The sequence below is a fragment of the Streptomyces sp. NPDC007905 genome (genome assembly GCF_042959345.1).
In the GTDB taxonomy this organism is placed as follows: domain Bacteria; phylum Actinomycetota; class Actinomycetes; order Streptomycetales; family Streptomycetaceae; genus Streptomyces.
The window spans coordinates 179,580-204,725 of sequence record NZ_JBIBKS010000015.1 but is presented as its reverse complement, the minus strand read 5'-3'; the positions used below and the strand labels follow the sequence as shown (position 1 = coordinate 204,725).

Genomic DNA, 25,146 nt, shown 5'->3' with positions numbered 1-25,146 from the left:
GGGGTTGCCCCTGTGACGGTGAGAGGCGGGTAAAAAGGGTGATCGTAGGCCCGCTCGTCCCGACCGAACCGCCGGAGCCCTTGGCAGACTGGGGACGTGCCCCAGACTGTGCTGCTCGCCGAAGACGACCGTGCCATCCGTCATGCCCTGGAGCGTGCCCTGAGCCTGGAGGGGTATGAGGTGACGGCGGTCGCCGACGGCGTGGAAGCGCTGGCACAGGCCCACAAGACCCCGCCGGACGTGCTGGTGCTCGATGTGATGATGCCGGGCATCGACGGGCTCCAGGTCTGCCGGGTGCTGCGGGCCGAGGGCGACCGCACGCCGATCCTCATGCTCACCGCCCTGGTGGAGACCGCCGACCGTATCGCGGGCCTGGACGCCGGTGCCGACGACTACGTGGTCAAGCCGTTCGACGTCGAGGAGGTCTTCGCGCGGCTGCGGGCGCTGCTGCGGCGTACGAGCCCGGTGCCGGCCGGAGGTGGCGCGGGCCCCGGTGCCGACGCCGGCCGGGACGCGCAGGTCTCCGACCGGCAGGTGGAGGCCGCGGGCATCCGGATGGACCTGCAGGCGCGCCGGGCCTGGCGCGGACGGCGTGAGCTGGAACTGACCCGCACCGAGTTCGAGCTGCTCGAGCTGCTGGTGCGCAACGCCGGGATCGTCCTCGACCACTCCACGATCTACGACCGCATCTGGGGCTACGACTTCGGGCCCGGCTCGAAGAACCTCGCCGTGTACGTCGGCTACCTGCGCCGCAAACTCGACGAGCCCGGCGCACCGCAACTGATCCACACCGTTCGGGGCGTGGGTTACGTGCTGCGGGAGGACTAGTGGGCCGCAGCCGGCGGCTGCCGGGCGGGCCCCGGCCCAAGCTGGTCTCGCTGCGCACCACCTTCGCGGTGTCCTTCGCGGCCGTCACCGCCGCCGTGACGATCCTCGTCGGCACCCTGTCGTACGGCTCCGCTGCGCGCCTGGTCCGGGTCGACCAGCAGTCGGTGTTCACGCAGGTCGTGCAGGACGTGCAGGACGAGGTGCGGCAGCACGAGATGGTCCCCGAGGACTTCTCCTCCTCCCGCCCGGGCCATGATGTGGTCCGGCCGGCCCGGACCGATGTGCAGGTGCTCGGCGCGCAGGGGCAGATCGTCGACCACGGCAGCCCGGTGCTGCCCGTCACCGCCCGGGACAGGGCCGTGGCCACCGCGCAGGCGGCCGGCAAAGTGGTCCAGCACAAGGACGTCCGGGTCGCCGAGGACCTGTTCCGCATCGCCACCGTCTCGCTCGGCGACGGCAAGGGCGCGGTGCAGGTCGCGCAGGAGTTCAGCGACACCGAGGATCTGCTGCGGGCCCTGCAGCAGCGGACGCTGATCCTGACGGCGGCGGTCGTGGTCGCCGCGGGGCTGTTCGGGTGGTGGCTGGCCCGCCGGATCACCCGGCGCCTGGTGATCCTCACCTCCGCCGCCGAGGACGTGGCCCGCACCCGCCGGCTGGGCATCGAGGTGCCCGTCGCCGGCCTGGACGAGGTGGGCCGGCTCGGCCGCGCCTTCGACCGGATGTTGGGCCGGCTCGCCCAGTCGGAGGAGGACCAGCGGCGGCTGGTCCAGGACGCCGGGCACGAGCTGCGCACACCATTGACGTCACTGCGTACGAACATCTCGCTGCTGCGCAGGATCGACGAGCTTCCCCCGGCGACCCGGGAGGAACTCGTCGCCGACCTCACCCAGGAGGCCCGCGAGCTGACCGACCTGGTCAACGAGCTGGTCGACCTCGCGGCCGGGCAGTCCGACAGCGAGCCGCCGCAGCAGGTGGACCTCGCCGACATCGCCGAGGACGTGGTGGGGCTGGCCAAGCGCCGAACCGGCCGGGAGGTCCTGCTGCGCACGAGCGGCGACACGCGTACCGACGGGCGGCCCGGGATGCTGCAGCGGGCCATCTCCAACCTGGTCGAGAACGCGGCGAAGTTCGACCGCGACGGCACGGCGCCCATCGAGATCAACATCACCGGGCCGGCCCGGCCGGGCACGGTGCGCGTCGAGGTGCTGGACCGGGGCCCCGGCATCGCCGCGGGCGACCTGATCCGCATATTCGACCGCTTCTACCGCGCCGCCGACGCGCGGTCCCTGCCGGGCTCGGGCCTCGGACTGTCCATCGTCCGCGAGGTCGCCATGGCGCACGGCGGAGCCCCGTTCGCCGCCCGGCGGGAAGGGGGCGGGGCGGTCATCGGGTTCACGGTGGGCGGAGGGATCGTGGGGAGCGAAGGTGGCAGTGCGCGGGGTGGGGGCTGAGCCCTGTGGGGGCGCGCTGCTCCGGGCCGCCGCGGCTTCGCCTTCGGCGCGGTTGTTCCCATCCGCACCACCCGTGCGACTTTCGTAGCGCCTGCGAGTGGCCCATGTGGTGGCGGGTGCCCGCCGTTGGCGGCCCGCGGCTTGCGGCGGGGATGCGCGACGCGGCCGCGAGACGCCTTCGGCGGTTCCGGTCCCCCGCTCTCGCGGCGTAGTCCCCGCCCCGGGGGGCGTGGGCGTGGGCGGGGGCGGGGGTCCCGGTCCGGTATCCCTTGTCGTGGCGAAGCCGTAGCCCTGCCCGGGCCCCCGCCCTCGCTCCCGTGGTGAAGGCCGGCCCCCGCGCCGGCCCCGTCAGGTGGTCGTCGTGGCGCTGCGGGAGTTGGAGGTCACGGGCAGGTCGGTTGTTTGCGGCGGGGGAAGGGCGGGAGGGTGGGCGGGGTCAGAAAGCCCTCTGCGCGGGCGCTGGCCAGGCCGATCCTCGGGATGTCACTGCTCTTGGCGAAGAGCAGGAAGCGGGGTTCCCAGACCGGGCGGTACTTGGCGTTCGCGCGGTACAGGGACTCGATCTGCCACCAGCGGGAGAAGAAGGTGAGGACCGAGCGCCACAGGCGCAGGACCGGGCCCGCGCCCAGGCGGGAGCCTCGCTCGAAGACCGAGCGGAACATCGCGAAGTTCAGCGACACCCGGCGCACCCCCAACTCCTCGGCGCGCAGGAGGAGTTCCACGACCATGTACTCCATCAGGCCGTTCTCGCAGGCGCGGTCGCGGCGCATCAGGTCCAGGGAGAGGCCCTGTGCGCCCCAGGGCACGAAGCTGAGCAGGGCCCGGGGAACGTCGTCGGCGTCCCGGCATTCCAGCATCACGCAGCGGCCGTCGGCCGGGTCGCCGAGGCGGCCGAGGGCCATGGAGAAGCCGCGCTCGGTGGCGCCGTCGCGCCAGTGGTCGGCGCGGTCGACGAGGAGGGCCATCTCCTCGTCGGGGATGTCCTCGTGGCGGCGGATGCGGACCGTGTAACCGGCTCGGCGGACACGGTTGTGGGCCTGGCGGACGACGCGCATGGCCCGGCCTTCGAGGGTGAAGTCGGTGAGGTCCACGAGCGCCTCGTCGCCCAGTTCCAGGGCGTCCAGGCCGTGGCGGCCGTAGATGGTGCCGGCTTCCTCGCTCGCGCCCATCACGGCCGGAGTCCAGGCGTGCCGCCGCGCCTCGGCGAGCCAGGCGTCGATGGCACCGGGCCACGCCTCGGGGTCGCCGATGGGGTCGCCGGAGGCCAGGCTGACACCGCCGACGACGCGGTAGGCGACGGCCGCCTTGCCGCTGGGGGAGAAGATGACGGCCTTGTCGCGGCGCAGCGCGAAGTAGCCGAGGGAGTCGCGGTCGCCGTGCCGGTCCAGCAACGCCCGCAGCTTCCGCTCGTCCTCCGCGGCGAGCAGGCACGCGCCGCGCGGGGCGCGGAAGCAGGCGTACAGCACCAGGAGGAAGGTGGCGGCGATCAGCACGTTGACGATCACGTCCGCCCAGCGGGGGGCGTTCACGGCGTCGACCCGGTCGGCGAGCGGGCCGACGCTGATGCCGCGCAGCAGGGTGTAGGCGATCTCGTCCTTGAGGGTGGCGCCCGGGAGCGTGTTGGTCGCGCGCACCAGCAGGATGCCGAGTGTGCCGCTGACCAGGGCGCCGCCCGTGCCGACGGCGAGTGCGAGGCGTGGGTTGGAGCGGTCGCCGATGGCGTCGAACTCGCGCCGGCCGAGCAGCAGGGCGGCCACGAACAGGCCGGTGAGGGTGGCCGAGAGCCAGTTGAAGAGGTGCTCGCGGTAGGGGTCGCGGGTGAGGGCGACGGCGTAGAGGCAGAACAGGGGGCCGGCGAGGAGGAGGTTGAAGACCCACGCGGCGCGTTTGCGGCGGCGCATCACCACCGCGAGGAAGAGGGCGAGTGCCGCCGAGACCAGGCCGGCGGTGGCCAGGTAGGGCGTGAAGAACTCACCCGCGTTGTGCTCGTGCACCTCCTCGCGGAACGGCAGCGAGAGGACCGCGGCGATGTTGAGCACGGCCTGCAGCCGCAGGTACCAGACGGTGGCCGCCGCCGCCCGTTTCCTGAGCCGGTCGCCGCCGGTCGGCAGGAAGGGAATGCCGGGGCGGGGCTTGCGCTGAGTGGGAACCTGTGGGGAGATCGGGCTCGACTGTCGTGCGGGCATGGTGACGGGCACCTTGGGGAAGGGGACGGGGCAACGCTGACCCTACAGCTTGTAGGTTAGCGCGCGTACGGGCGCGCACACATCCTGCGCACAGGGTCTCATCCCGAGCCCTCCGTGCCGCGCCGGGCCGCCGTCAGTGTCCAGGCCAGGTTGCCCACCGCCGCGCCGGCGGCCACCACGGCGACGATCACCCCGCCGGTCGCGAGGCCGTCGCTGAACAGGTGCGGGCGCCGGTCGAGGCTGTGCAGTCCGAAGCCGCACAGCTGGTACACGCCGACGGCGGCGATGACGAGGCTGACAACCAGCACGGTCAGCGTCGGGACGAGGCCGCGTACACCGACCTGCGCCGGTGGACTCGACTCCGGGTGCGTGTCCTGCATGGTGTCCCCCGATGAACAGACGTGGCCGTTGCCGGTTGGGAAACCTACATTACGTAGGGTCGGGGCAGGGCCGGTCCCGTGCGGATCCGCATCGGCGAGGCCGTTCCATGATGGCCGGGGGCGCGAACACGGCGCTGTGCGGCACGCTGGTGGCCGCGGGGAGCGGGCGACGCCGGATCGTGCCCGCCCACTGCGACGGCTGGGCCCCCTTCACGGAGACCGGGAGCACGTGGTGGCGGCCTTCACGGCGGCGGGACTGGCCAAGCGCCGCCGGCTCGACTGAGACCCCCGTAGTACCGCGGTACCACCCGCTTGGGCGTGCGTCACCCCCCGGTACCACGAAATATGGGCGATTCGGACCCTAGCGTTACGGGTGAGGCGTCAAAGGCGACGGACGCCCGGGTCCGAGAGAAAGAGGGCGCATGATCGACGCACGGCAGCTGACCAAGAGGTACGGGGAGAAGACGGCCGTCGACGGGCTGGACTTCGTCGTGAAGCCGGGCACCGTGACCGGCTTCCTGGGCCCCAACGGCGCGGGCAAGTCCACGACGATGCGGATGATCGTCGGGCTCGACGCGCCGACGAGCGGCACCGTCACCGTGAACGGCCACCACTACGCCCACCACCGGGCACCGCTCCAGGAGGTCGGGACGCTCCTGGAGGCGAAGTCCGTTCACCCGGGCCGCTCGGCCTACCACCACCTCCGGGCGCTCGCGCTCACCCACGGCATCCCGCGCCGCCGGGTCGACGAGGTCATCGAGCTGGCCGGTCTGGGCAGCGTGGCGCGGAAGCGGGCCGGTGCCTTCTCCCTCGGCATGGGCCAGCGGCTCGGCATCGCGGCGGCGCTGCTCGGCGATCCGCAGACGGTGATGCTGGACGAGCCGGTCAACGGGCTGGACCCGGAGGGCGTGCTCTGGATCCGCAACCTGCTGACCTCGCTCGCGGCCGAGGACCGTACCGTGTTCGTCTCCTCCCACCTGATGAGCGAGGTGGCGCTGGTGGCGGACCACCTGATCGTCGTGGGGCGGGGACGGCTGCTGGCCGACACCACCGTGGCCGACCTGGTCCGGGAGGCGGGCGGCGACACGGTGCGGGTGGCCACCCAGGACCCCGCGCGGCTGCGTGATGTGCTGGCCGGGCCGGGCGTCGACATCACCGGCCGCGTCGGCTCCGAGGAACTGCAGGTGACCGGCCTGACCGCCCGCGAGATCGGGCTGAAGGCCGCCGAGCACGGGATCCCGTTGTTCGAACTGACCGCGCAGACCGTCTCCCTGGAGGAGGCCTTCATGGACCTGACCCGGGACGCCGTTGAGTACCACGGCTCCACGAACGGCACCGCTACCCCCGAGACCGCCGGGAGGACGGCATGAGCACCCTCACCGCGACCGCCGAGAAGCCCCGCACCGCATCCGCCCGCCCCGCCTACCGCGTGACCGGACGGCGCGTACTGGCCTCCGAGTGGGCCAAACTCTGGACGCTGCGCTCGACCTGGATCACCCTCGGCCTCGGCCTGCTGTTCCTCGTCGTCTTCGGGCTGATCGCCGCGAGCCGCTACAAGTCCTTGATCGGCTCCCCGCGCATGGACCGCGACTTCGCCCACTCGACGGCCGTCAGCCTGTCCCTCTTCGGCACCAACTTCGCCCAGCTGGCCCTGGGTGTCCTCGGCGTGCTGGTCATGGCGGGGGAGTACTCCACCGGCATGATCCGCTCGACCCTGGCCGCCGTACCGCGCCGGCTGCCCGTCCTGTGGTCCAAGGCGGCCGTGTACGGGCTGGTCGCCCTGGTCGTCGGGACCTTCGGCGCCTTCGTCGCCTTCCTGGCGGGCAGCGGGATCCTCTCCGGCACCCCCGCCGCGATGGGCCTGGGCCACGCGGGAGTCGTACGGAGCCTGCTGGGTGCCGGGCTCTACCTCGGCCTGGTCGGCGTGATCGGCACCGCCCTGGGCGCACTGCTGCGGTCGGTGGCCGGCGGCATCTCCGTCCTGGTCGCCACCCTGATGCTCATCCCCGGACTGGTCTCCCTGCTGCCCAGCTCCTGGCAAAACGACATCAGCCCCTACCTGCCGAGCAACGCCGGCAAGGCGGTGTTCGCCCTGACCCACGACTCCACCGCCCTCTCCCCCCTGGCCGGGCTGCTGGTCTTCCTCGGCTGGACGGCACTCGCGCTGGCGGGGGCGGCGTACCGGCTGGTCCGCAGCGACGCCTGACCGTGAGCACCAGGGACGCGGCGACCGGCGACCGTGTGCATCATGAGCCGGTGACCACGGTGACCACCTACGACATCAGCGGCATGGGGCCGCTGGTCGCCCGGCTCGGCCGGGCCGGCCAGCGGCTGCGGCAGGCCGACCGGGCCCGCCCCTGGGTGCTGGACACCGCCGTGGTGGTGCTGGTCTTCGCCATGTTCTGTCTGCCCGACCTGCTGCACGCGGGCGCGGGGGACGGCGACGGACCGCACCGCCTGCGCCTCGCCCTCACCCGGCTGCCGGCCGCCGGGATGGCGGCCCTGCAGGCGGGGCTGGTGCTGCCGCTGCTGTGGCGCCGGCGCCGGCCCCTGGCGGCCTTCGGCGCCATCTGGGCCGTGTTCCTGCTCCAGTGGTCCCTGAACGCCGCGCTGCGCGCGGACGTCGCCCTCTTCATCGCCCTGTACAGCCTGGCTCTGCACGGACGGCTGCGGCAGCTGCCCTGGGCCTGCGGGCTCATGGCGGGCGGCATGGCCGTGGTCGCGGTGCGCCTCTCGCCGGTCGTGTCCGTCTGGGACGCCCTGTTCTTCCTGCTGAGCACGGCGACGGCGGCCGTCGCGCTCGGTCTGATGGTACGGATCCGCCGGGCCCAGCTCGCGGGGCTGCGGGACCAGGCGGCCCGGCTGGAGGTCGAACGCGACCAGCGCAGCAGGCTGGCCGCGGCCACCGAACGGGCCCGGGTGGCCCGCGAGATGCACGACATCGTCGGCCACAACCTGTCCGTCATCATCACGCTCGCCGACGCCGGTGCCTACGCCACCGACACCGCTCCGGAACGCGGCAAGGAGGCCCTGCACCTCATCGGCGACACCGGCCGACAGGCCCTCGGGGAACTCCGGCGCGTCCTCGGCGTGCTGCGCGCTGCCTCCGACGGTCCGCCGGGCGAGCCCGAACTCAGCCCGCAGCCGGGCATCGCGGACATCGACGCGCTGTGCGAGAACGTGCGCGCCGCCGGTCTGGACGTCGTCTACCGCTCCGCGGGTGACATCGACGCCCTGGACGACGGGGTGCAGCTGACGGTCTACCGCATAGTCCAGGAAGCCCTGACGAACACCCTGAAACACGCGGGCGCGGGCACCCGGGCCACGCTGGCGATCGCCGTCGAGGACGCCCGGCTGACCATCCGGGTCAAGGACACCGGCCCGGCCGCCCGGCCCGGACCGACCGGCGAGGAAGGACACGGCCTGGTGGGCATGCGGGAACGAGCGGCACTGTACGGCGGAACCGTCAGCGCGGGCCCCGCCGCGGGCGGCGGCTGGACGGTGGAAGCCGTCCTGGGCCTCGGCGGTGCCGGGTGACGACCGTACTGATCGTGGACGACCAGCCGTTGCAGCGCTACGGCTTCCGCATCCTGCTGGAGTCCGTCCCCGAGACCGAGGTGCTCGGCGAGGCCGCGCACGGTGCCGAGGCCGTCCGCAAGGCCGCCGAACTGCGCCCCGACGTGGTGCTGATGGACGTACGGATGCCCGGCATGGACGGCATCGAGGCCACCCGCCGCATCGTCGCGGCCGGCGGCCGCTCCCGCATCCTCGTGCTGACCACCTTCGACCTCGACGAGTACGTCCACGCGGCGCTGCGTGCCGGAGCCAGCGGCTTCCTCCTCAAGGACGCCCGTCCCGAGGAACTCCTCGCCGGCATCCGCGCGGTCGCCCTCGGCGACGCGGTGATCGCCCCCGCGCTCACCCGCCGCCTTCTGGACGAGTTCGCCCAGCACCTCCCGCGCCCCGCCGCCGACCCGGCCGGGGACACGCGCCTCGACTCGCTCACGGACCGCGAACGCGAGATCCTCGTCGCCATCGGCAGGGGCTGGACCAACGGCGAGATCGCCGGCCACTTCGTCCTGTCCGAGTCCACGGTCAAGACCCATGTGGGCCGGGTCCTCGCCAAGATCGGCGCCCGGGACCGGGTACAGGCGGTGATCTTCGCGTACGACCTGGGACTCGCCCGGCCCCACGGTGGCTGAGGGCGGCCCGGGAGGCGGGGAACCGGGGAGCCGGGGGACACGGCGACCGGTGGTCAGTAGCGCAGGGCCGTGCCGACGACCGCGCGTACCTCGCCGGACAGCTTGCGGTTGCTGCGGGCGGTGCCCTCCCCGGAGGCGCCGGCGGGCACGTCCTTGATCGTCACCACGACCACGTCCAGCAGATTGCCGCTCTTGTCCGTGTAGTTGACCTGGACGGCGAAGGACTTGGCGGAGCCCGCGGTGTTCTTGGCGGTCACCTTCACCGCGGCCTTGCCGTCGTCGCCGATGGCGACGGTGCCGAGGGTCACGTCGTCCTTGGCGTTCACCCCGCCCTTGGCCTGGTCCAGCTTGCGCCTGGCCTCCGCCGAGGCCGAGGCCAGCGCGTCGGCCCCCCGGGAGGCGAGGGAGGAGGCGGCGGAGGCGGCCGCCGAGGCCGCCTTGCTGGCGGTGCCGGAGGGGTTTCCGGAGTTGCCGGAGCACCCGGTCGCCGCGACCGCCATGGCCAGCACCGCGCCCGCCGCACCTCGTGTCCAGTGCCCTGCCATAGCGCGCCTCCCGTGACCTCGGAACGATCTGTCCCTCTCAGTGAAGGCGGGGCCGCCGTGCCCCGCACGCCGGGTGGGACGCCCGGGCCGCAGGGGCACCCGAACGGCCCCGTCGGTGTCCTGGAGCGAGGGCTCAGCAGCCGGTGCCGGACGGGGTGAACTTCATGCGGGCGTGCTCGTCCGTGTCGAGCGCGTCGGCATAGGTCGCGCTGGTGACCTGGTACCAGACGTCGTCCCTCGCCCTGTCGCCGTCCACGTCGTCCAGGCGCACGCACCACTTCTCCGGGCGCACGACCCGTCGGTAGGTCTCGGTGCCGCTGCGCACCTTCCCGCAGGACCGGTACCGCTCGGTGGTGTACCAGGTGCGGGTCCGCCGCCTGGTGCCCGTGCCCGAGCTCGACGTGTGCCTGACCCGCCGCGTGCCGGTGGCGCACTTGCCGACCAGGTGCGCACGGGTGGCCCGGGCGGTCTTCGCGGAGAGGTGGCGGACCGTGTCCCGGAGCCCGGAGACGGTGTCCGGCTCGCCGGCCGGATCCGGCCGGGTCTGTCCGGTGGCAGTGCCGCTCCGCTCCGCTCCGACCACCTGGCTCGTGCCCTCGTCGCCACCCCCGCTCCCACCGGAGCACGCGCCGAGCCCGGCCATCAGGACCGCCGTCACCCCAGCCACCAACAGGCGTCTGCCGAACATGTCTCCCCCTCGCGATTGCCGGACGCACCCGGGCAAGGCCTCGGGCTCGCATCGCCGCAGGCCCGGGAGCGTCACCGTCCGCGCCGAGGCAGCGGTCAGGTTAACCGATCAACGGCTTTCCACGGTCCGCGGCCACCGTGCGGACGTGCGGGGCTCCCGGCCGAATGCTGCAATGACGGTGGGGGCACCGAGGTGTTCGGCGTACAGAAGCGTTCGATCCCCGGCTGACACGGGAGGAACGGTGCCGTGACGCGGTCGGATCCATCCGCCGCCCCCGCCGTCGGTGCACAGCCGGAAGAGGCCGACCCGGCTGCGGGAACTGTTGCGCGGCCTGCGGGGTGGCCCCGTCCTGCCCTCGCTTTCCGGGTGGCGCGGTGGGGGTGCTGCTCGCCCCGCTGCCCGGTGCCCGGCCTGAGCGTCGTATCCGGGTCGGCGGCCGGGATGGCGGCCGCGGTGGCGGCCGCGCTGCGGCTCCCGGTCGGCTGCGTGGTGCTGGTCGTCCCGCTGCTCGGCGGTGCCGTGACGATTCCCGTGGGATCCTCGCCGCCGCGGTCGGCTTCGGGACGGTCGAACCGCTGCCGCCCGTGCGCGCCGTGCGGCCGGTGGGCGAGCCGGCCGGCAGGCCCTGGCGGTCCGCCGGCCCACCGCACGCCCGGCTCATCGCACGCCCGGCTCATCGCACGCCCGGCCCACCGCCACCTGGGACGAAGACCCCAACGCCGGACGAGAGTCCGAGGCGGACGAGGAGGAGCTCTTGATGGATTCGCACCCGCATCCCCCACCCCCACCCCCGCGTTCCGCGGCATCGCCCGCCCTGTCCGAAGCGGCCTTCCGCGAGCTGTACGGACGACTGCGGGACCAGGCCCGGGACGGCACCGGCGACCCGCGCGGCGCGCTGGACCGGCTCACGCCCGAGCGGATGGTGGCGGCCGCCGCCGAGGTCCGCTGCGGGCGCTCCGTGTCGCTGGCCGCGCCCATCGAGACCCGGCCCGGTCCGGACAGCCCGGAGCCCGCCTCCCACCGGATGACCGCACCGACGCACCGGGAGACCGACGGGCACGGGCTGCGGTTCGCCCGGGACCGGTTCGCCATGGACGTGCACGGGGACGTCGACAGCCACCTGGACGCGTTGTGCCATGTGATCTTCGACGGCGAGCTGTACGGCGGCGTCCCGGCGAGCACCGTGACACCGGACGGTGCCGGCGCGCTCACGCTCGACCTGGTGCGCGACGGCATCGTCGGCCGTGGGGTCCTCCTGGACATCCCGCGCCTGCGGGCAGTGCCGTGGCTCGACCCAGGCGACGACGTGACCGCCGACGACCTCGTCGCGGCCGAGACCGCCCAGCGGACGACGGTCGGACCGGGCGATCTGCTGTTCGTGCGCGTGGGCCACCGGCTGCGCCGCCGGACCCTCGGTGCCTGGGACGTGGCGGGGGCGCGGGCGGGCCTGCATCCGACGGCGATGCGCTTCCTGGCCGAACGGCGCGTGTCCGCGCTGGGATCGGACGGCAACAACGACACGGCGCCCAGCGCGGTGGCCGAGGTCCCGTTCCCCGTGCATGTGCTGGCCGTCAACGCCATGGGGCTGCATCTGATGGACTACCTGGACTTCGAGCAACTGGTCCCGGTCTGCGAGCAGCAGGGCCGCTGGCGCTTCCTGTGCGTGGTCGCCCCGCTGCGGCTGCCGGCGGCCACCGGCTCTCCGGTGAACCCGATCGCCGTCCTGTGACCGTGCCGGTGCGTGCCCGCTCCGGGTGCCGCACGGAAGGAGGGCGCGTACGTTCGAAGAGTTCGAAGAGGCAAGCCGACAACGGCCGCGGGCCGCACGAGCAAGGACGGTGGATGCCGTGGATGCCCTGCCCTCTTACGACGTCGTCGTCATCGGCACCGGTGCCGGCGGCGGCACGCTCGCCCACCGCCTCGCGCCGTCCGGCAAACGGGTGCTCGTCCTCGAACGCGGTGACCATCTGCGGCGCGAACGCGACAACTGGGACTCCACGGCCGTGTTCGTCAAGGCCAAGTACCGGGCCCCGGAGTTCTGGCTCGACGGCCACGGCAACGAGTTCCCGCCCGAGGTGAACTACTACGTCGGCGGCAACACCAAGTTCTACGGCGCCGCGCTGTTCCGGCTGCGCCCGGAGGACTTCGGCGAACTGCGCCACCACGACGGCATCTCTCCCGCCTGGCCCATCGGTTACGACGACCTGGAGCCGTACTACACGCAGGCGGAGCACCTCTACCTGGTGCACGGCCGGCACGGCGAGGACCCCTGGGAAGGGCCCTGCAGCGGACAGTACGCCTACCCGCCGGTCGAACACGAGCCGCGCATCACGCAGTTGAGCCACGACCTGGAGAAGCAGGGCCTGCACCCCTTCCACCTGCCGATCGGGGTCAACCTCGCCCAGGACGAGCTCGGCCGGGCCACCAACTCCAGCGCCTGCATCCGCTGCGACCGGGTCGACGGCTTCCCCTGCCTGCTCCGCGCCAAGTCCGACGCGCAGGTGATCTGTGTGGAGCCGGCACTGCGGCACCCCAACGTCGACATGGTCACCAACGCCCGGGTGACGCGGCTCGAGACCGATGCCACCGGGCGCAGCGTCACCACCGTCGTCGCCCAGCTCCCGGACGAGGAGGAGGCCCGCTTCTCGGCGGACGTCGTGGTCGTGGCGTGCGGGGCGGTCAACTCCGCGGCCCTGCTGCTCGCTTCGGCGAACGACCGGCATCCGCGCGGGCTGGCGAACAGCTCGGACGTCGTCGGCCGGTACTACATGCGCCACAACAACCTCGCGCTGATGGCCCTTTCGAAGGAGCCCAACGACACGCAGTTCCAGAAGACCCTCGCCCTGCACGACTGGTACCTGGGCGCGGACGACTGGGAGTACCCCCTCGGAGGCATCCAGATGCTCGGCAAGTCGGATGCCGAGCAGATCCACGGCGAGGCCCCGCGCTGGGCCGGATCGGTGGCACCGGACATGCCCTTCGAGGTCATGGCCCATCACGCCGTCGACTTCTGGCTGTGCGGGGAGGACCTGCCGCAGCCGGACAACCGGGTGACCCTGGAAGGCGACGGCCGGATCCGGCTCACCCTCGACGAGGGCAACAACATCGCCGGTCTCCAGCGGCTGCGGCACAAACTGCAGCACATGCTCGGCCGGCTCGGCATGCACGAGCACCGCCTGCTGTCGCGCAGCATCTATCTGCACAAGGGCATGCCGATCGGCGCCACCGCACACCAGGCCGGCACGGTCCGCTTCGGCACCGACCCGGCGTCCTCGGCCCTGGACGTCAACTGCAAGGCCCACGAGCTGGACAACCTCTACGTCGTCGACACGAGCTTCTTCCCGAGCATCGGCGCGGTCAATCCGTCCCTGACGGCCATCGCGAACGCCCTGCGCGTCGGCGACCACCTGCTGGAGCGGCTGGGCTGACCCTGCGCCACCGGCCGGGCGAACAATCTCAGCCGGGCAGCGCAACCCGGTCCGCCCCGACATGCCGCCGCTCCTCCACGCTGCTTGTCTGAGGCCCTCAGCAGCCGGGTCACGGGCCCCGGCCGGACCGGGCACGCAGTGGAGGAGCAAGGCATCGTGAGTTCCACCGAGGGCGCACCCCAGGGCGTGATCCCCACGCACCTGCTGAGGGGCCAGAAGGCGCTGGTCACCGGCGCGAACTCCGGGATCGGCAAGGCGACGGCCGTTGCTCTGGGCCGGGCCGGGGCCGACGTGGTGGTGAACTACGTGGCCGGCCGTGAGGAAGCGGAGAAGGTGGTCGAGGAGATCACCGCCTTCGGTGTGCGGGCCGCCGCCTACGAGGCGGACGTGTCCGACGAGGGCCAGGTCGTCGCCATGACGAACCGGATGGTCCAGGAGTTCGGCACGATCGACATCCTGGTCGCCAATGCCGGACTGCAGCGGGACGCCCCGATCACCGAGATGACCCTCGCCCAGTGGCAGAAGGTCCTGGACGTCAACCTCACCGGGCAGTTCCTCTGCGCCCGCGAGGCTGCCAGGGAGTTCCTGCGCCGCGGAGTGGTCCCGGAGGTGTCGAGGGCGGCCGGGAAGATCATCTGCATGAGCTCGGTGCACCAGATCATCCCGTGGTCCGGTCACGTCAACTACGCCTCGTCCAAGGGCGGCGTACAGATGATGATGGCGACGCTCGCGCAGGAGCTCGCCCCGAAGAAGATCCGCGTGAACGCGGTCGCCCCCGGAGCCATCAAGACCCCCATCAACCGTGACGCCTGGGAGACGCCCGAGGCGGAGCAGGATCTCATGCGGCTGATCCCCTACGAGCGGGTCGGCGAGCCCGATGACATCGCCAACGCCGTCGTCGGCCTCGCCTCCGACCTCATGGACTACGTCGTGGGCACCACCCTCTACGTCGACGGCGGGATGACCCTCTTCCCGGGCTTCGCCACCGGCGGCTGACCCACCTCACTCGCGTCGGCCCCCGGGGGAGACCTGTATGCACACCCTGATCACCTCGCTGGCGGACCCGCCGGCACAGATGCTCCCGGCCAGATCGCTGATGGCCTTCACCCTCGCCTCCCACATCATCCTGGTGCCGCTGGGTGTGGCGCTGCCGCTGATCACGCTGATCATGCACGGCTACGGTCTGCGCCGCGGCGACGCGACCGCCCTGCTGCTGGCCCGGCGGTGGTCGGCGGTGATGGCGGTCCAGTTCGCGATCGGCGTCGTCACCGGCACCGTGCTCTCCTTCGAGTTCGGTCTGCTGTGGCCGGGCAGGATGGGCCGGTGGGGCGATGTCTTCGGCCCCTGGGCGCCGCGGCCGGGGGAGTGGCCTCGGGCCGGGTGACGGCGGGTGCGACGGCGTCGACGGACGTGTGGGCCAACCCCACCTCGCTCCTGTTCGGCCTGCTCGCCATCGCGGCCACGGCCCTGCTCGGGGCGGTGTTCCTCGCCGCGGACGCCCGGCGCTTCACCGCGCCGGACCTCGACCGGTACTTCCGGCGGCGGGCGCTGGGCGCCCTCGCCGTCGTCGCCGCGCTCGCCGTCATCACGCTGTTCGTCACCCACGGGGACGCACCTCATGTGTGGCACGGCCTCACCCACGGCGTGGGGCTCGCCCTCGTCGTCCTCGCGGCACTGGCCACCTGCGCCACCGCGGCGCTGCTGATCCGGTCCTCCGGGGCCTGGTCGCGGGTCACGGCGGTCGGCGTGGTCGCCTCGGCCGTGATCGCCTGGGGGACGGCCCAGCGCCCGTATCTGATCCCGACCTCGCTCACCGTGTCCGAGGGGGCGGGCGCGCCCACCACGCTCCGCTGGCTGGGCCTCGTCTCCCTCGTCGCCGTCCTCCTCGTCGTCCCCGCGGTCGCCCTGCTGTACTGGCTGGACACCCACGGTGAGCTGGAGGGTCTCACCGACGCCGAACTGCGGGCCACGGGTGTCGGCGACGAGGGCTGACCTCGTGGCGGACCCGCACCGGCGCGGCGCACACCGAAGGGCGTGAAGGGCGCGAGCCCGGTGACCGAGAACGACATCCTGCTCGGCATCGGCCTGACCGTGGCCCTCGCCGTGGGCTGCCGGATCCTCGCGAGCCGGCGGCGGATCCCGCCCCTGATCCTCCTGCTGCCGGCCGGGTTCGCCGCCGGAGCCCCGACCGACGTCGTCGATCCCGAAAAGCTCCTGGGGCCGGCCTTCTCCCCCTGGTCTCGGTGCCGGTGGCGCTCATCCTCCACGACGCCGGGCTGGGACCGGACCTGCGCCACCGAAGCTGTGCCGGCCACGGCGGCGGACGGCGACGTGTTGGTGCTGCTCGGGCCCGCACCGGCGTCGGACGCGGACCCGGCCGGCTAGGGCCCTTCTGATGGATCTCCCCCACGGAGACCCATCAGAAGGGCCCTAACGCCGGTCCAGCGCCGCGTCGAGGGTGATGGCCGAGTCGATGAGGGCGAGGTGGGTGAAGGCCTGCGGGAAATTGCCCAGCTGACGACCCGTCGGGTCGATCTCCTCCGAGAACAGGCCCAGATGGTTGGCGTACCCCAGCATCTTCTCGAACACGAGCCTCGCCCGGTCGGTGCGCCCCGCTCGCGCCAGGGCGTCGACGTACATGAAGGTGCACAGTGAGAAGGTTCCCTCCGAGCCGCGCAGGCCGTCGGGCGAGGCCTCGGGGTTGTAGCGGTAGACCAGGCTGTCGCTGACCAGTTCCTGCTCCATGGCGTCCAGGGTCGATGCCCACATCGGATCTTCGGGGGTGAGGAAGCCGACCGTCGCCATGCGCAGCAGCGAGGAGTCCAGTACGCCACTGCCATAGTGCTGGACGAAGGCCTGACGTTCGTCGCTCCACCCCTTGGCCATGACCTGCTCGTAGACGGCGTCCCGCTCGGCGTGCCAGCGTCCGGCCGCGGACGGCCACCCTTTCGCCTCGGCGAGTCGCAGAGCACGGTCGAACGCCACCCAGGACATGACACGGCCGTACGTGAAGTCCTGGCGACCGCCGCGGGTCTCCCAAATACCCTCCTCCGCCTGATCCCAGTGGTCGGCCAGCCAGTCCAGGTCCGTCCGCAGTGAGTTCCATCCCCTGTGCCCGACCTGGAAGCCGTGCCGGTGGGCGAAGTAGATGCTGTCCATCGCCTCGCCGTAGATGTCCAGCTGGAGCTGCGAGGCGGCACCGTTGCCGATCCGCACCGGCGCGGAACGCGCATAGCCCTCCCAGTGGTCGAGGATCTGCTCGTCCAGGTCGGAGGAGCCGTCGACCTTGTACATGATGTTGAGCGGGCCGGACTCCCCGTCGCTGCCGGCCCGCTCCTGGACCCGGCTGCCCAGCCAGATGATGAACGCCCTGGCCTCCTCCGTGAAGCCCAGTCCCAGCAGTGCGTACACGGAGAAGGAGGCGTCACGGATCCAGGTGAAGCGGTAGTCCCAGTTGCGTTCGCCGCCCAGTTGCTCCGGGAGGGCCGCCGTCGGGGCGGCCACCACGGCGCCGCTGGGGGCGAAGGTCATGAGCTTCAGCGTGATCGCGGAACGCTCCACCACCTCCCGCCAACGCCCGGTGTAGCGCGACTGGGCCAGCCAGGAGCGCCAGAACGCCACGCTGTCATCGAAGAGCTGCTGGTGTTCGGCGCGGCGGACCTCCGCGGGCGGCCCCTCGGCGCCCATCTCGAGGACCATCCCGCGCTGCTGGCCCGCCTGCATCGTCACCGAGAAGTGCAGGTCGGCATCCCGGTCTGTGAGAACGTCCATCAGACGCTCGTCATCCGCTTCCCGGATCGGGTGCACGGTGAGTTCCGTGCCGTCCTCCGCCGCGAACACCGCTCCGTGCTGGGTGATGTGCAACCGGTGTGCCCGGCGTCCGTAGTCGAACCGTGGGGCGATCTCCACCTGGAAGGTCATGCTGCCGCGCACACAACGGATCAGGCGGACCAGCCGGTGGCGGGACGTGACCGTCGTACCGGTCACGGGCATGAAGTCGAGCACCTCACCGGCGCCGCCCTCGGTCATGAACCGGGTCACCAGGATCGCCGTGTCGGGGAGGTACAACTGCTTGGTCGCATACGTCACGTGCGCCGGCCGGACCGTGCAGTGCCCCCCCTTGTCCTTGTCCAGAAGCGCCCCGAACACGCTCGGGGAGTCGAACCGCGGGGAGCAGAACCAGTCGACCACTCCGTCGGTGGTCACCAGCGCCGCGGTCTGCAGATCGCCGATCAGACCGTGATTCTCGATCAGCGGGTAGTCGTCCATAGGGACGCCCCTCTCGGTGTGCGAATCACCCGAACGCTCCCCCCACCGATCAGCGTAGGCCGGGGGTCCGGCTCCGGCCCGTCGAGTCAGCTGCGCGCGACAGTGCTGGTCACGAAGGTGAGCGGTGCTCCAGCGCCGGCGCCGTGCGGCGGCACGGCGCGCCGCACGGCGCGCCGCACAGCGCCACAGACGCAGGTCGACGGGCCTCCCTGAGGGGACGGTGGAACACCCGTACCCGTCCACCATCGCCCGGCTCGCGCAACGCGTCGCGTGCGCGCCACACACTCCGGCGTCCGCCGTCGCGGACACACGCGGGCGCCTCGGCGGGTGCCTCGGACGGGTGAGCCGGGGCACGGGCCTGAGGTGTCTCATCCGACGTGGATGTGCTGGTCCATTCCGAGCTGCTTGTGACCGTCGATCGGACAGTACAAGTCGTACGTGCCCTTCTTGAGGGTCACCGTCAGCGTCGCCTGCTGGCCATGTTGGATGTCCTTGGTCCGGGCGTCCTCCACCCCGGGGCCGTCGACGGACAGGGCGTGCGTGATCCTGCCGGCGTTGTCGGAGACGAAGGTGTAGGTGCCCGGTGCGAACGACGCCCGGGAGAGCTTCAGCCCGTACTCGGTCTCGGTGACCGTCACCCGGGTCCCGGAAATCGTCTGCCCCGTGCCCGAGCCCGCCGAGCTGTTCGCGTGACCGCCGCCCCCGTTCGAGCAGGCGGCCAGGACGAGAGTGGCGCAGAAGGCCACCGCCGTCGTGGAAAGTGCCGTACGGGTCGTACGTGCCGAGATCGCCATGGGGCTCATCTCCTTCGAGGACCATCGGCGAGCGGTCTGGATCGTCCGCATCTGCTACGAAGTGTCCTCTATGACGGATACGGAGACACGGGCCCCGAAGTTCACACCGCCGTGGCCGACATCCCCGCCCGCTGCACCCGCACCGGTCAGCAGGGCAGGTCGAGGGTGACGGCGGCTTCGCCCCCACAGTTCTCGGCGTGCGCGGTGCCACCGTGCGCGGCGGCGACGGCCTGCGCGAAGGCGAGTCCCAGGCCGGATCCGTCGCTGGTGCGGCTCGCTTCGGCGCGGGCGAAGCGGTCGAACGCCCGGGGCAGGAACTCGGCGGGGAAGCCCGGCCCCTGGTCCGTGACGCGCAGCCGCAGCCTGCCTTCGTGGACGGTGGCGGTGAGGCGGACGGTCCCGCGGCCGTGACGGAGGGCGTTGTCGACGAGGTTGCCGATGGCCGGCACCAGCCAGCGGGCGTCGACGTCGACGGTGGTGTCGTCCGTGTCGGCGGCCAGGTCACGCCCAGCCTTTTCGGCGGTGCGCAGGTGCGGGGCCACGGCGGTGTCGACGAGGTCGGCGAGCCATACGGGCGCCCGGGTGAGGTGGTCGGTGCTGCCGAGTTCTTCCAGGTCCAGCAGAGCGTTGGAGAGGGCGATCAGGCGCTGGACCTCGGCGTCCACGGAGCGCAGTGTCTCGGTGAGTTCCTCGGCCGAGCGGGGGCGGTGCAGCGCGACGTCGACTTCGGCCCGCAGCAGGGACAGCGGGGTGCGCAGTTCATGGCTGGCGTCCGCTATGAACTGGTGCTCGCGCTCGGCGGATGCCTCCAGGCGGTCGAGCATGCGATTGAGGGTGTGGCCGAGGCGGGTGATCTCGTCGTCGCGGTCGGCGGGCACGTCCAGGCGCAGGTTCTGGGCGCCGTCGGCGAGGGTGGCTGCTGCGTTGCGGTAGCGCTCGACGGGGCGCAGGGCGGCACGGGCGGTGCGGTAGCCGACGTACGAGGCGGCGATCAGGGTGAGTCCGGAGGCGAGGGCGAGCTGGGCGAGGAGCTCGCGCAGGGCCTCGTCGCGGTGTCCTCGGCGCACGGCGGCGACGACGACGCGGGTTGCTTCGCCGACCCTGACGCGCTTGGCCTGCAGGCGCAGCGTGTCCGGAGTGATCGGCAGCAGCGAGCCGACATCACGTCGTACCGCGTGACCGTGTGCGGCCGCGCCGAGTTCGGCGGGGGTGAGCAGAGCCCGGTGCTCCACGGCCTCACTGGAGCCGAGGATGCGGCCGTGGGTGTCGAGGACCTGGTGGAGACTGCCGCTGGGGCCCGGCGGCAGCGCGGAGCCGGCGCGCAGAGCCCGGTCGAGGCCGTGCTGGTAGGCGGCCAGGTCGTCGTCGAGCTGCCGGTCGAGGGCGGTCTGGACCCGCCAGTAGACCAGCCCGGCCGCTCCGGTCAGAACGAGGGACATGGTGACGGCGACGGCCAGCACGAGACGCGTGACGACGGGCAGCCGCCCGAACCAGGCCGGCAGCCTGCCCGCCAAGGTCACGAGGCGGTCTCCAGGCGGTAGCCGCGTCCGCGCAGGGTCGTGATCGTCGTACGGTCGAAGGCCCGGTCGACCTTGGCGCGCACCTTGGAAACATGGACGTCTATGGCGTTGCTGCGCAGGTCGGTCTCGCCGTCCCAGACCTCGTCGAGCAGCTGCAGCCGGGTCACCACCCGGCCGGCGTTCTCCATCAGCACCCGCAGCACGGCGAACTCCCGCCGGGACAGGTCGAGTTCGGTGTCCGCCCGCCAGGCCCGCTGCTGCTCGGGGTCGAGCACGAGGTCGCCGACCTGCAGGCGGCCGGAGCAGTCGGGACGGCGCCGGGACATCGCGCGCAGCCGGGCCAGCAGCTCCTCCATGGCGAACGGCTTGACCATGTAGTCGTCGGCGCCGGCATCCAGTCCGGCGACCCGTTCGCTGATCGCACCGCGCGCGGTGAGCAGGATCACGGGGACGTCGATGCCCTCCCCGCGCAGCGTCCGGCACACCTCGACCCCGTTCAGGCCGGGCAGCATCACGTCCAGGAGGATCCCGTCCAGGCGGGGGTCACGGGCGGCGGCGAGGCCGGAGGGGCCGTCGTATCGGCCTGCGGCGGTGTGCCCGGACTCGGTGAGGTAGCGGACGACGAGGTCCGTGAGACGGGTCTCGTCGTCGACGACGAGGTAGTGCATGCCGGTCAGGCTAATCGACCGCGACCCCGGCTCCGCAGGCGCGAAAAGCTTCATGGTCTGTTCATGTGGCATCCCTACCGTCCTTCACGTCGCGGCGCACCGCGGGCCGCGATCGGTCCGCCGTCCTACGTGCCGGGACGGAAGGGACAGCCATGGACACACTGGTGCTCGCCGCCAAGGGCATCACCGCCCACATCGCACCCACGGACCTCACCACGCGCGGCGGCCTCGACGTCGTCGCCCTGCTGATCCTGGTCGGGTGGCTCTACCGGCGTCGTCCCAGCGCACCGGCGATGCCGCTGGTCCTGGTCGCGCTGAACATCGGTCTCTTCGCGGCGATGAGCGCGATCAGCGCCGGCAAGTTCCCCGCCGGGGTCGGTTTCGGCCTGTTCGGCATCCTCTCCCTGGTCCGCCTGCGCAGCGCCGCCTTCACCCTCCGCGACGTCGCCTACACCTTCGCGACGTTGGTCACAGCCCTGTGCACCGGACTCCCGCAGCGTGACAGCTGGCTCGTCATCGCCCTGGACGCTCTCGTCCTGGTGGCCGTTCTGCTGGCCGACGATCCCCGCGCGTACCAGCCGCCCACCCGCACGGTGAAACTGACCCTGGACCGCATCTACCAGGCCCCGTCCCTGATCGCCGAGGATGTCGCGTCGCGCTTCGGGCAGGCTCCGCTGTCGGTGGTGGTCGACGAGGTCGACTACGTCCGCGAGACCACCCGGGTCTCCGCCCGCTACCCCGTCGTACCGGGCGAGGAGGCAACCGCCCAGGGTATCGAGCCGCGCGAGCAGGTGACCGTCGCATGACGCCTGCTTCCCCCCTCGCGGCCGATCTCCACCTGTGCACCCTGCGCGGCGCCACGCTCGCCGAGGTCGACGCGGCCGCCGCGCTACAGCACCGCACCGACCGCAAGTACCTGATCTCCCTCGACCGCGCACGCCTCCTCGTGGACCGGCTCGCCGACAGCCACCACGTCCTCGACCTGGTCGGCCGCCGTACCACGAGCTACCTCAGCACCTACTTCGACACCGAGCGGCTCGGCGCCTGGCGGGCCCACGTCCAGGGACGCCGCCGGCGCTGGAAGGTTCGCACTCGCCTGTACGCGGAGGACGGGTTGTGCCGGGTGGAAGTGAAGACCAAGGACGGCCGCGGCGCCACCGTCAAACACGCCCTCACGGCCCCCGCCCACGCCTACGGCCGGCTGGACGCTCGCGCAGCCGAGTTCATCGACGACGTACTGCGACGGGCGGACATCCCCGTCACCACCGCGGCACTGTCCCCCGCCGCGGAGATCCGCTACGTCCGCGCGGCCCTCGCCGACCTGGAACACGGAACACGCGTCACGCTCGACGGCAGCCTCACCTGCCATCACGGGGACCGCACCGCCGCCCTCGACCCGGGGTACGTCCTCGTAGAGACCAAGGGCGGCAGCAGCCCCGCCCCCGCCGACCGCCTCCTGCTGCGCATGGGTGCCCGGCCCGTCTCCCTGAGCAAGTACATCGTCGGTCGTTCCCTGCTCACGCCCGGCCTGCCCGACAACGACGTACGCCGTCTCGCCCGCACGCACTTCACCGCCGAGGCACATTCCGCACCGCTCCTCGAAAGGACCCCCGCCGCATGAACGCCCTGCGTCGCATCACATGGCCGTACGCGGTCATCGCCCTGCTCGCCGTGGGGGCCGCCGCTTTCGGCCTGTTGCGACCGCAATGGGCGCCCACGGCCTCCTCGGCGAAACAAGAGCTCTCAGCGACCGACCGCATCAAGCAGAACCCGCCCCCATCCCTGTTCGCAGACACTGAGATCACCCCGATCGGCAAGCAGGCCGCCGCCCAGCGCAAGAAGGCCGATGCCCTCTTCGCGCAGTGGAAGAAGGCGCACGGCACCACCCGCGACGACAAGGCGTTCGCCGCGTGGGCCGCCCGGCAGATCCCCGCACCGCCTGCGGCGAAGGAACGCACCGCCGAACTCCATCAGGTCCAGCAGCTGGCCAAGACCCGCACGGCCGCCGGGACGAAGGCGGCCACCTGGCTGGAGCTCAACGGCAAGAAGGACATCTGGAAGCTCTACCTCCACGACCAGCGCGAGCTGATCCCCGCCCCACAGGGCAAGGCGGAGAAGGCCGAACTCAAGGCGGCCCTCAAACTGGCCAAGACCGTCTGCGACCAGCTCGCCGCCCGTGACAAGCAGCCGGCACCCTTCGTCCTGGACCCGACCCTGCGCCCGGAGAAGCACATCAAGCCCGGTGCCAAGGGCCCGTACTCCTACCCTTCACGTCACGCCGCCCGGTCCGCCGCCGCCGTCACCTTCCTCAGCGCCCTCTCCCCGCACCGGGCCGGGGACTACCGGTGGATGCAGGACGAAGTCCTCTATTCCCGCCTCTACATGGCCGGCCACGTCTCCAGCGACATCACCGCCGGAACCCTGCTCGGCGACCTGCTCGGCGACTACGAGCTCGCGATCAGCGGCCACTGACTCACGCCGATCAGCGGGCCGGCGGGGCCCCTGGTGAGCGGCCTTGCCACGGTCACCGGGGCTTCGGTCTGTGGGCGGCGAGGCGTTCGCGCGCCTCGGTGTAGGTGTCCGCGTCGATCTCACCGGAGGCGAAGCGGCGGTCGAGGATCTCCTCCGGTGTCTCTCGTGCTGACCGCCCCATGCCTTGCCTGCTGTCGCGATCCGTGGGGTGCTGCGTGAGACGGACCACGACCCACACGAACAGGCCGAGCAGCAGGATCCACACCAGGGGCATGAAGGCCATCCAGGCCCAGCCACCGCCGTGCCAGTACCACACTGTGCTCACCTCCCGAGGAGGCTTCCCGCTCTCACCATCTCTCCGGACCCGGAAATGGTGCCAGGGCTTTTCGGCCCCTGTGCCGAGACGGTCGGCACCTTTGGGCAACACGGCTGGTGCCCCGCCTCGTGCAGGCGGTGTGGGTTGTCATGGCGGTGAGCCGACTGGCCGTGACGCGGTCCGTCGCTTCACGGGATGAACCTCACCTCCGGGAAGGCCGGGCACGGGCCGTCGAGCAGGTGCCCCTGCCCCCGGTTCCGCAGGTGCAGGTCGAAGAAGGCGAGCGGGTACGCCTGCTGGATGCGTACCGCCCGGGCGGGATCGAGGGTGCCGATCCAGCTCCGAAGGTCCGCGTCGCTCATTCCGACGGCCTGCGCCAGCTGCGGGATCAGGAACTGGCCGTCGCAGTACGACGAGTGAACCGCGCCCTCCGCCTGTACGTTGAGCCGCCATCCCCGCAGGTGAGACCAGAACTCGGCGACGCTCGGCTCCGTGGCCCGGGGATTCTCGGCGGTCATCAGCATGAAGGGCCGGTCCAGGTCGGTGGTGACCGTCGGCTGCATCGGCCCGTCGAAGCTCAGCCCGGCCCGCACCCGCCGGTCCTCGCTCATCACGAAGGCCGTCGCCGTCGCGCCTTTCGACCAGCCGAACATGCCGATGCGCCGCGGATCGAGGGCGCCGAGCAGGCCGGCCGGCAGCGGCCGGTGCTCGGCGTCGGGGTTGCGCGCGGCGGCGAGATCCTCGACCCGGTCGAGCACGAACCGGATGTCGGTGGCGAAGTCCCGTGGTGTCAGGGCGGGTTGATCGAGCGGAACCGTGAGTCGCCCGTCGGGGAACACGCTGAACGCGTCGTACGTGTGGTCCACCGTGACCACCACATATCCGTGGCTGGCGAGCTCCTGGACCACGATGGTGGTGTCCGCCCGGTGATCGTGCGCGCCGTGCGAGAAGACGACGACGGGCAGTCGTCGGCCCGTTCGCAGCACCGGTGCGCCCGCGTGGCCGGCCGTGAGCGGCGCCACCGCGACATCGGCCGGAAAACCCGCCGACGTGAGGAGTGCCCGCGTCACGGCGGGGGCCGTCCAGCGGGCCAGTGGATGCCGTTCGACGCTACGGGCGGGGTACCAGACGGCGGCCATCAACTCGCGGTGATGCCCGGGGCCGGCCACGGGATCCGGACGTGAAGTGTCGACGAGGTGCAGGGACGCCGTGCCCACCGGGTGCGGTCCGGTGGGCACGGGCAGGGTGAGCTGCACCGGGCCCGGGCCGGTCGAAGCCGCCCACGCCCGGCGTGCGGCGCCGATCGGCACGGTGCCCCCGACTGCCAGCGCAGCTCCGAGCATGCGGCGGCGTGTCATTCCTTCTTGGCTGCTGAACGACGTGGTGGTCACGGAAGCTC

The 25,146-nt window shown here is 72.1% G+C and carries 24 protein-coding genes and 1 pseudogene; 15 read left to right on the top strand and 10 right to left on the bottom strand.

Annotated elements, in window-relative coordinates; translation table 11 throughout:
* Positions 1-108: 108 nt before the first annotated feature.
* Both ACFZDC_RS26395 and ACFZDC_RS26390 read left to right on the top strand, forming a co-directional pair.
* On the top strand, positions 109-828 hold the full coding sequence (locus ACFZDC_RS26395) for a response regulator (RefSeq protein WP_391327746.1): 720 nt from the start codon (positions 109-111) through the stop codon (positions 826-828).
* Complete coding sequence (locus ACFZDC_RS26390) at positions 828-2,279, top strand: ATP-binding protein (RefSeq protein WP_391327663.1); 1,452 nt, start codon at positions 828-830, stop codon at positions 2,277-2,279. The genes ACFZDC_RS26395 and ACFZDC_RS26390 overlap by 1 nt, the downstream gene beginning before the upstream one ends.
* 383 nt (positions 2,280-2,662) lie before the next feature.
* On the opposite strand, the gene ACFZDC_RS26385 is transcribed toward ACFZDC_RS26390, so the two are convergent.
* Together ACFZDC_RS26385 and ACFZDC_RS26380 are read right to left on the bottom strand one after the other, a co-directional pair.
* A complete protein-coding gene (locus tag ACFZDC_RS26385; protein WP_391327662.1) occupies positions 2,663-4,465 on the bottom strand; it encodes a phosphatidylglycerol lysyltransferase domain-containing protein in 1,803 nt (600 codons plus the stop codon).
* Positions 4,466-4,563: 98 nt separating this feature from the next.
* Positions 4,564-4,845 carry a hypothetical protein gene (locus tag ACFZDC_RS26380; protein ID WP_391327660.1) on the bottom strand — a complete coding sequence of 94 codons (282 nt, stop codon included), beginning with the start codon at positions 4,843-4,845 and terminating at the stop codon, positions 4,564-4,566.
* Positions 4,846-5,267: 422 nt separating this feature from the next.
* On the opposite strand from ACFZDC_RS26380, the gene ACFZDC_RS26375 reads away from it, so the two are divergent.
* From ACFZDC_RS26375 to ACFZDC_RS26360, 4 genes are all read left to right on the top strand, one after another.
* Positions 5,268-6,215 (top strand): ATP-binding cassette domain-containing protein, encoded by a 948-nt coding sequence (locus ACFZDC_RS26375; RefSeq protein WP_391327658.1) that lies wholly within the window; start codon positions 5,268-5,270, stop codon positions 6,213-6,215.
* Positions 6,212-7,051 carry an ABC transporter permease gene (locus ACFZDC_RS26370; protein ID WP_391327656.1) on the top strand — a complete coding sequence of 280 codons (840 nt, stop codon included), beginning with the start codon at positions 6,212-6,214 and terminating at the stop codon, positions 7,049-7,051. The genes ACFZDC_RS26375 and ACFZDC_RS26370 overlap by 4 nt, the downstream gene beginning before the upstream one ends.
* Positions 7,052-7,134: 83 nt before the next feature.
* Positions 7,135-8,382 (top strand): histidine kinase, encoded by a 1,248-nt coding sequence (locus tag ACFZDC_RS26365; protein WP_391327744.1) that lies wholly within the window; start codon positions 7,135-7,137, stop codon positions 8,380-8,382.
* Positions 8,379-9,047, top strand: a complete 669-nt coding sequence (locus tag ACFZDC_RS26360) for a response regulator (protein WP_391327655.1) — start codon at positions 8,379-8,381, stop codon at positions 9,045-9,047. Before ACFZDC_RS26365 ends, ACFZDC_RS26360 begins: the two co-directional genes overlap by 4 nt.
* A gap of 53 nt (positions 9,048-9,100) precedes the next feature.
* Here the strand turns inward: ACFZDC_RS26360 and ACFZDC_RS26355 are convergent, their stop codons facing one another.
* Together ACFZDC_RS26355 and ACFZDC_RS26350 are read right to left on the bottom strand one after the other, a co-directional pair.
* Positions 9,101-9,592 (bottom strand): hypothetical protein, encoded by a 492-nt coding sequence (locus ACFZDC_RS26355; protein WP_391327653.1) that lies wholly within the window; start codon positions 9,590-9,592, stop codon positions 9,101-9,103.
* Between the two features lie 133 nt (positions 9,593-9,725).
* Positions 9,726-10,280, bottom strand: a complete 555-nt coding sequence (locus tag ACFZDC_RS26350) for a hypothetical protein (RefSeq protein ID WP_391327651.1) — start codon at positions 10,278-10,280, stop codon at positions 9,726-9,728.
* A gap of 757 nt (positions 10,281-11,037) precedes the next feature.
* On the opposite strand from ACFZDC_RS26350, the gene ACFZDC_RS26345 reads away from it, so the two are divergent.
* The 6 genes and pseudogenes from ACFZDC_RS26345 to ACFZDC_RS26320 all read left to right on the top strand — a co-directional run bounded on the left by ACFZDC_RS26345 (position 11,038) and on the right by ACFZDC_RS26320 (position 16,093).
* Positions 11,038-12,009 (top strand): cyclase family protein, encoded by a 972-nt coding sequence (locus tag ACFZDC_RS26345; protein WP_391327649.1) that lies wholly within the window; start codon positions 11,038-11,040, stop codon positions 12,007-12,009.
* Positions 12,010-12,127: 118 nt separating this feature from the next.
* Positions 12,128-13,708: a GMC oxidoreductase gene (locus ACFZDC_RS26340; protein ID WP_391327648.1), complete on the top strand. Its 1,581-nt coding sequence runs from the start codon at positions 12,128-12,130 to the stop codon at positions 13,706-13,708.
* Between the two features lie 156 nt (positions 13,709-13,864).
* The gene (locus ACFZDC_RS26335) at positions 13,865-14,704 is read left to right on the top strand and encodes a glucose 1-dehydrogenase (RefSeq protein ID WP_391327646.1); all 840 of its coding nucleotides are present in this window, start codon (positions 13,865-13,867) and stop codon (positions 14,702-14,704) included.
* Between the two features lie 37 nt (positions 14,705-14,741).
* Positions 14,742-15,050, top strand: a pseudogene (locus ACFZDC_RS26330) (cytochrome ubiquinol oxidase subunit I); the annotation flags it as partial.
* A gap of 38 nt (positions 15,051-15,088) precedes the next feature.
* Entirely contained in the window at positions 15,089-15,700 is a 612-nt protein-coding gene (locus ACFZDC_RS26325) for a cytochrome d ubiquinol oxidase subunit II (protein ID WP_391327644.1), read from the top strand.
* A 60-nt stretch (positions 15,701-15,760) separates the two neighbouring features.
* Entirely contained in the window at positions 15,761-16,093 is a 333-nt protein-coding gene (locus tag ACFZDC_RS26320) for a hypothetical protein (protein ID WP_391327642.1), read from the top strand.
* 45 nt (positions 16,094-16,138) lie between these two features.
* On the opposite strand, the gene ACFZDC_RS26315 is transcribed toward ACFZDC_RS26320, so the two are convergent.
* From ACFZDC_RS26315 to ACFZDC_RS26300, 4 genes are all read right to left on the bottom strand, one after another.
* Positions 16,139-17,977 (bottom strand): glycoside hydrolase family 15 protein, encoded by a 1,839-nt coding sequence (locus tag ACFZDC_RS26315; RefSeq protein ID WP_391327640.1) that lies wholly within the window; start codon positions 17,975-17,977, stop codon positions 16,139-16,141.
* Between the two features lie 368 nt (positions 17,978-18,345).
* Complete coding sequence (locus ACFZDC_RS26310) at positions 18,346-18,771, bottom strand: copper-binding protein (RefSeq protein ID WP_391327638.1); 426 nt, start codon at positions 18,769-18,771, stop codon at positions 18,346-18,348.
* Between the two features lie 146 nt (positions 18,772-18,917).
* Entirely contained in the window at positions 18,918-20,291 is a 1,374-nt protein-coding gene (locus tag ACFZDC_RS26305) for an ATP-binding protein (RefSeq protein ID WP_391327636.1), read from the bottom strand.
* Positions 20,288-20,959, bottom strand: coding sequence for a response regulator (locus ACFZDC_RS26300; RefSeq protein WP_391327634.1), 672 nt, complete (start codon positions 20,957-20,959; stop codon positions 20,288-20,290). Before ACFZDC_RS26300 ends, ACFZDC_RS26305 begins: the two co-directional genes overlap by 4 nt.
* A 152-nt stretch (positions 20,960-21,111) precedes the next feature.
* Between ACFZDC_RS26300 and ACFZDC_RS26295 the strand changes: the two genes are divergently transcribed.
* The 3 genes from ACFZDC_RS26295 to ACFZDC_RS26285 are packed head-to-tail and all read left to right on the top strand — an operon-like array spanning position 21,112 to position 23,431.
* The gene (locus ACFZDC_RS26295) at positions 21,112-21,765 is read left to right on the top strand and encodes a DUF4956 domain-containing protein (protein WP_391327632.1); all 654 of its coding nucleotides are present in this window, start codon (positions 21,112-21,114) and stop codon (positions 21,763-21,765) included.
* Positions 21,762-22,580: a VTC domain-containing protein gene (locus tag ACFZDC_RS26290; protein WP_391327630.1), complete on the top strand. Its 819-nt coding sequence runs from the start codon at positions 21,762-21,764 to the stop codon at positions 22,578-22,580. Before ACFZDC_RS26295 ends, ACFZDC_RS26290 begins: the two co-directional genes overlap by 4 nt.
* The gene (locus tag ACFZDC_RS26285) at positions 22,577-23,431 is read left to right on the top strand and encodes a phosphatase PAP2 family protein (protein WP_391327628.1); all 855 of its coding nucleotides are present in this window, start codon (positions 22,577-22,579) and stop codon (positions 23,429-23,431) included. The genes ACFZDC_RS26290 and ACFZDC_RS26285 overlap by 4 nt, the downstream gene beginning before the upstream one ends.
* Positions 23,432-23,483: 52 nt before the next feature.
* Here the strand turns inward: ACFZDC_RS26285 and ACFZDC_RS26280 are convergent, their stop codons facing one another.
* Together ACFZDC_RS26280 and ACFZDC_RS26275 are read right to left on the bottom strand one after the other, a co-directional pair.
* Complete coding sequence (locus ACFZDC_RS26280; RefSeq protein ID WP_391327626.1) at positions 23,484-23,756, bottom strand: SHOCT domain-containing protein; 273 nt, start codon at positions 23,754-23,756, stop codon at positions 23,484-23,486.
* 179 nt (positions 23,757-23,935) lie between these two features.
* Positions 23,936-25,138 carry an alpha/beta hydrolase family protein gene (locus ACFZDC_RS26275; RefSeq protein ID WP_391327623.1) on the bottom strand — a complete coding sequence of 401 codons (1,203 nt, stop codon included), beginning with the start codon at positions 25,136-25,138 and terminating at the stop codon, positions 23,936-23,938.
* Positions 25,139-25,146: the final 8 nt, after the last annotated feature.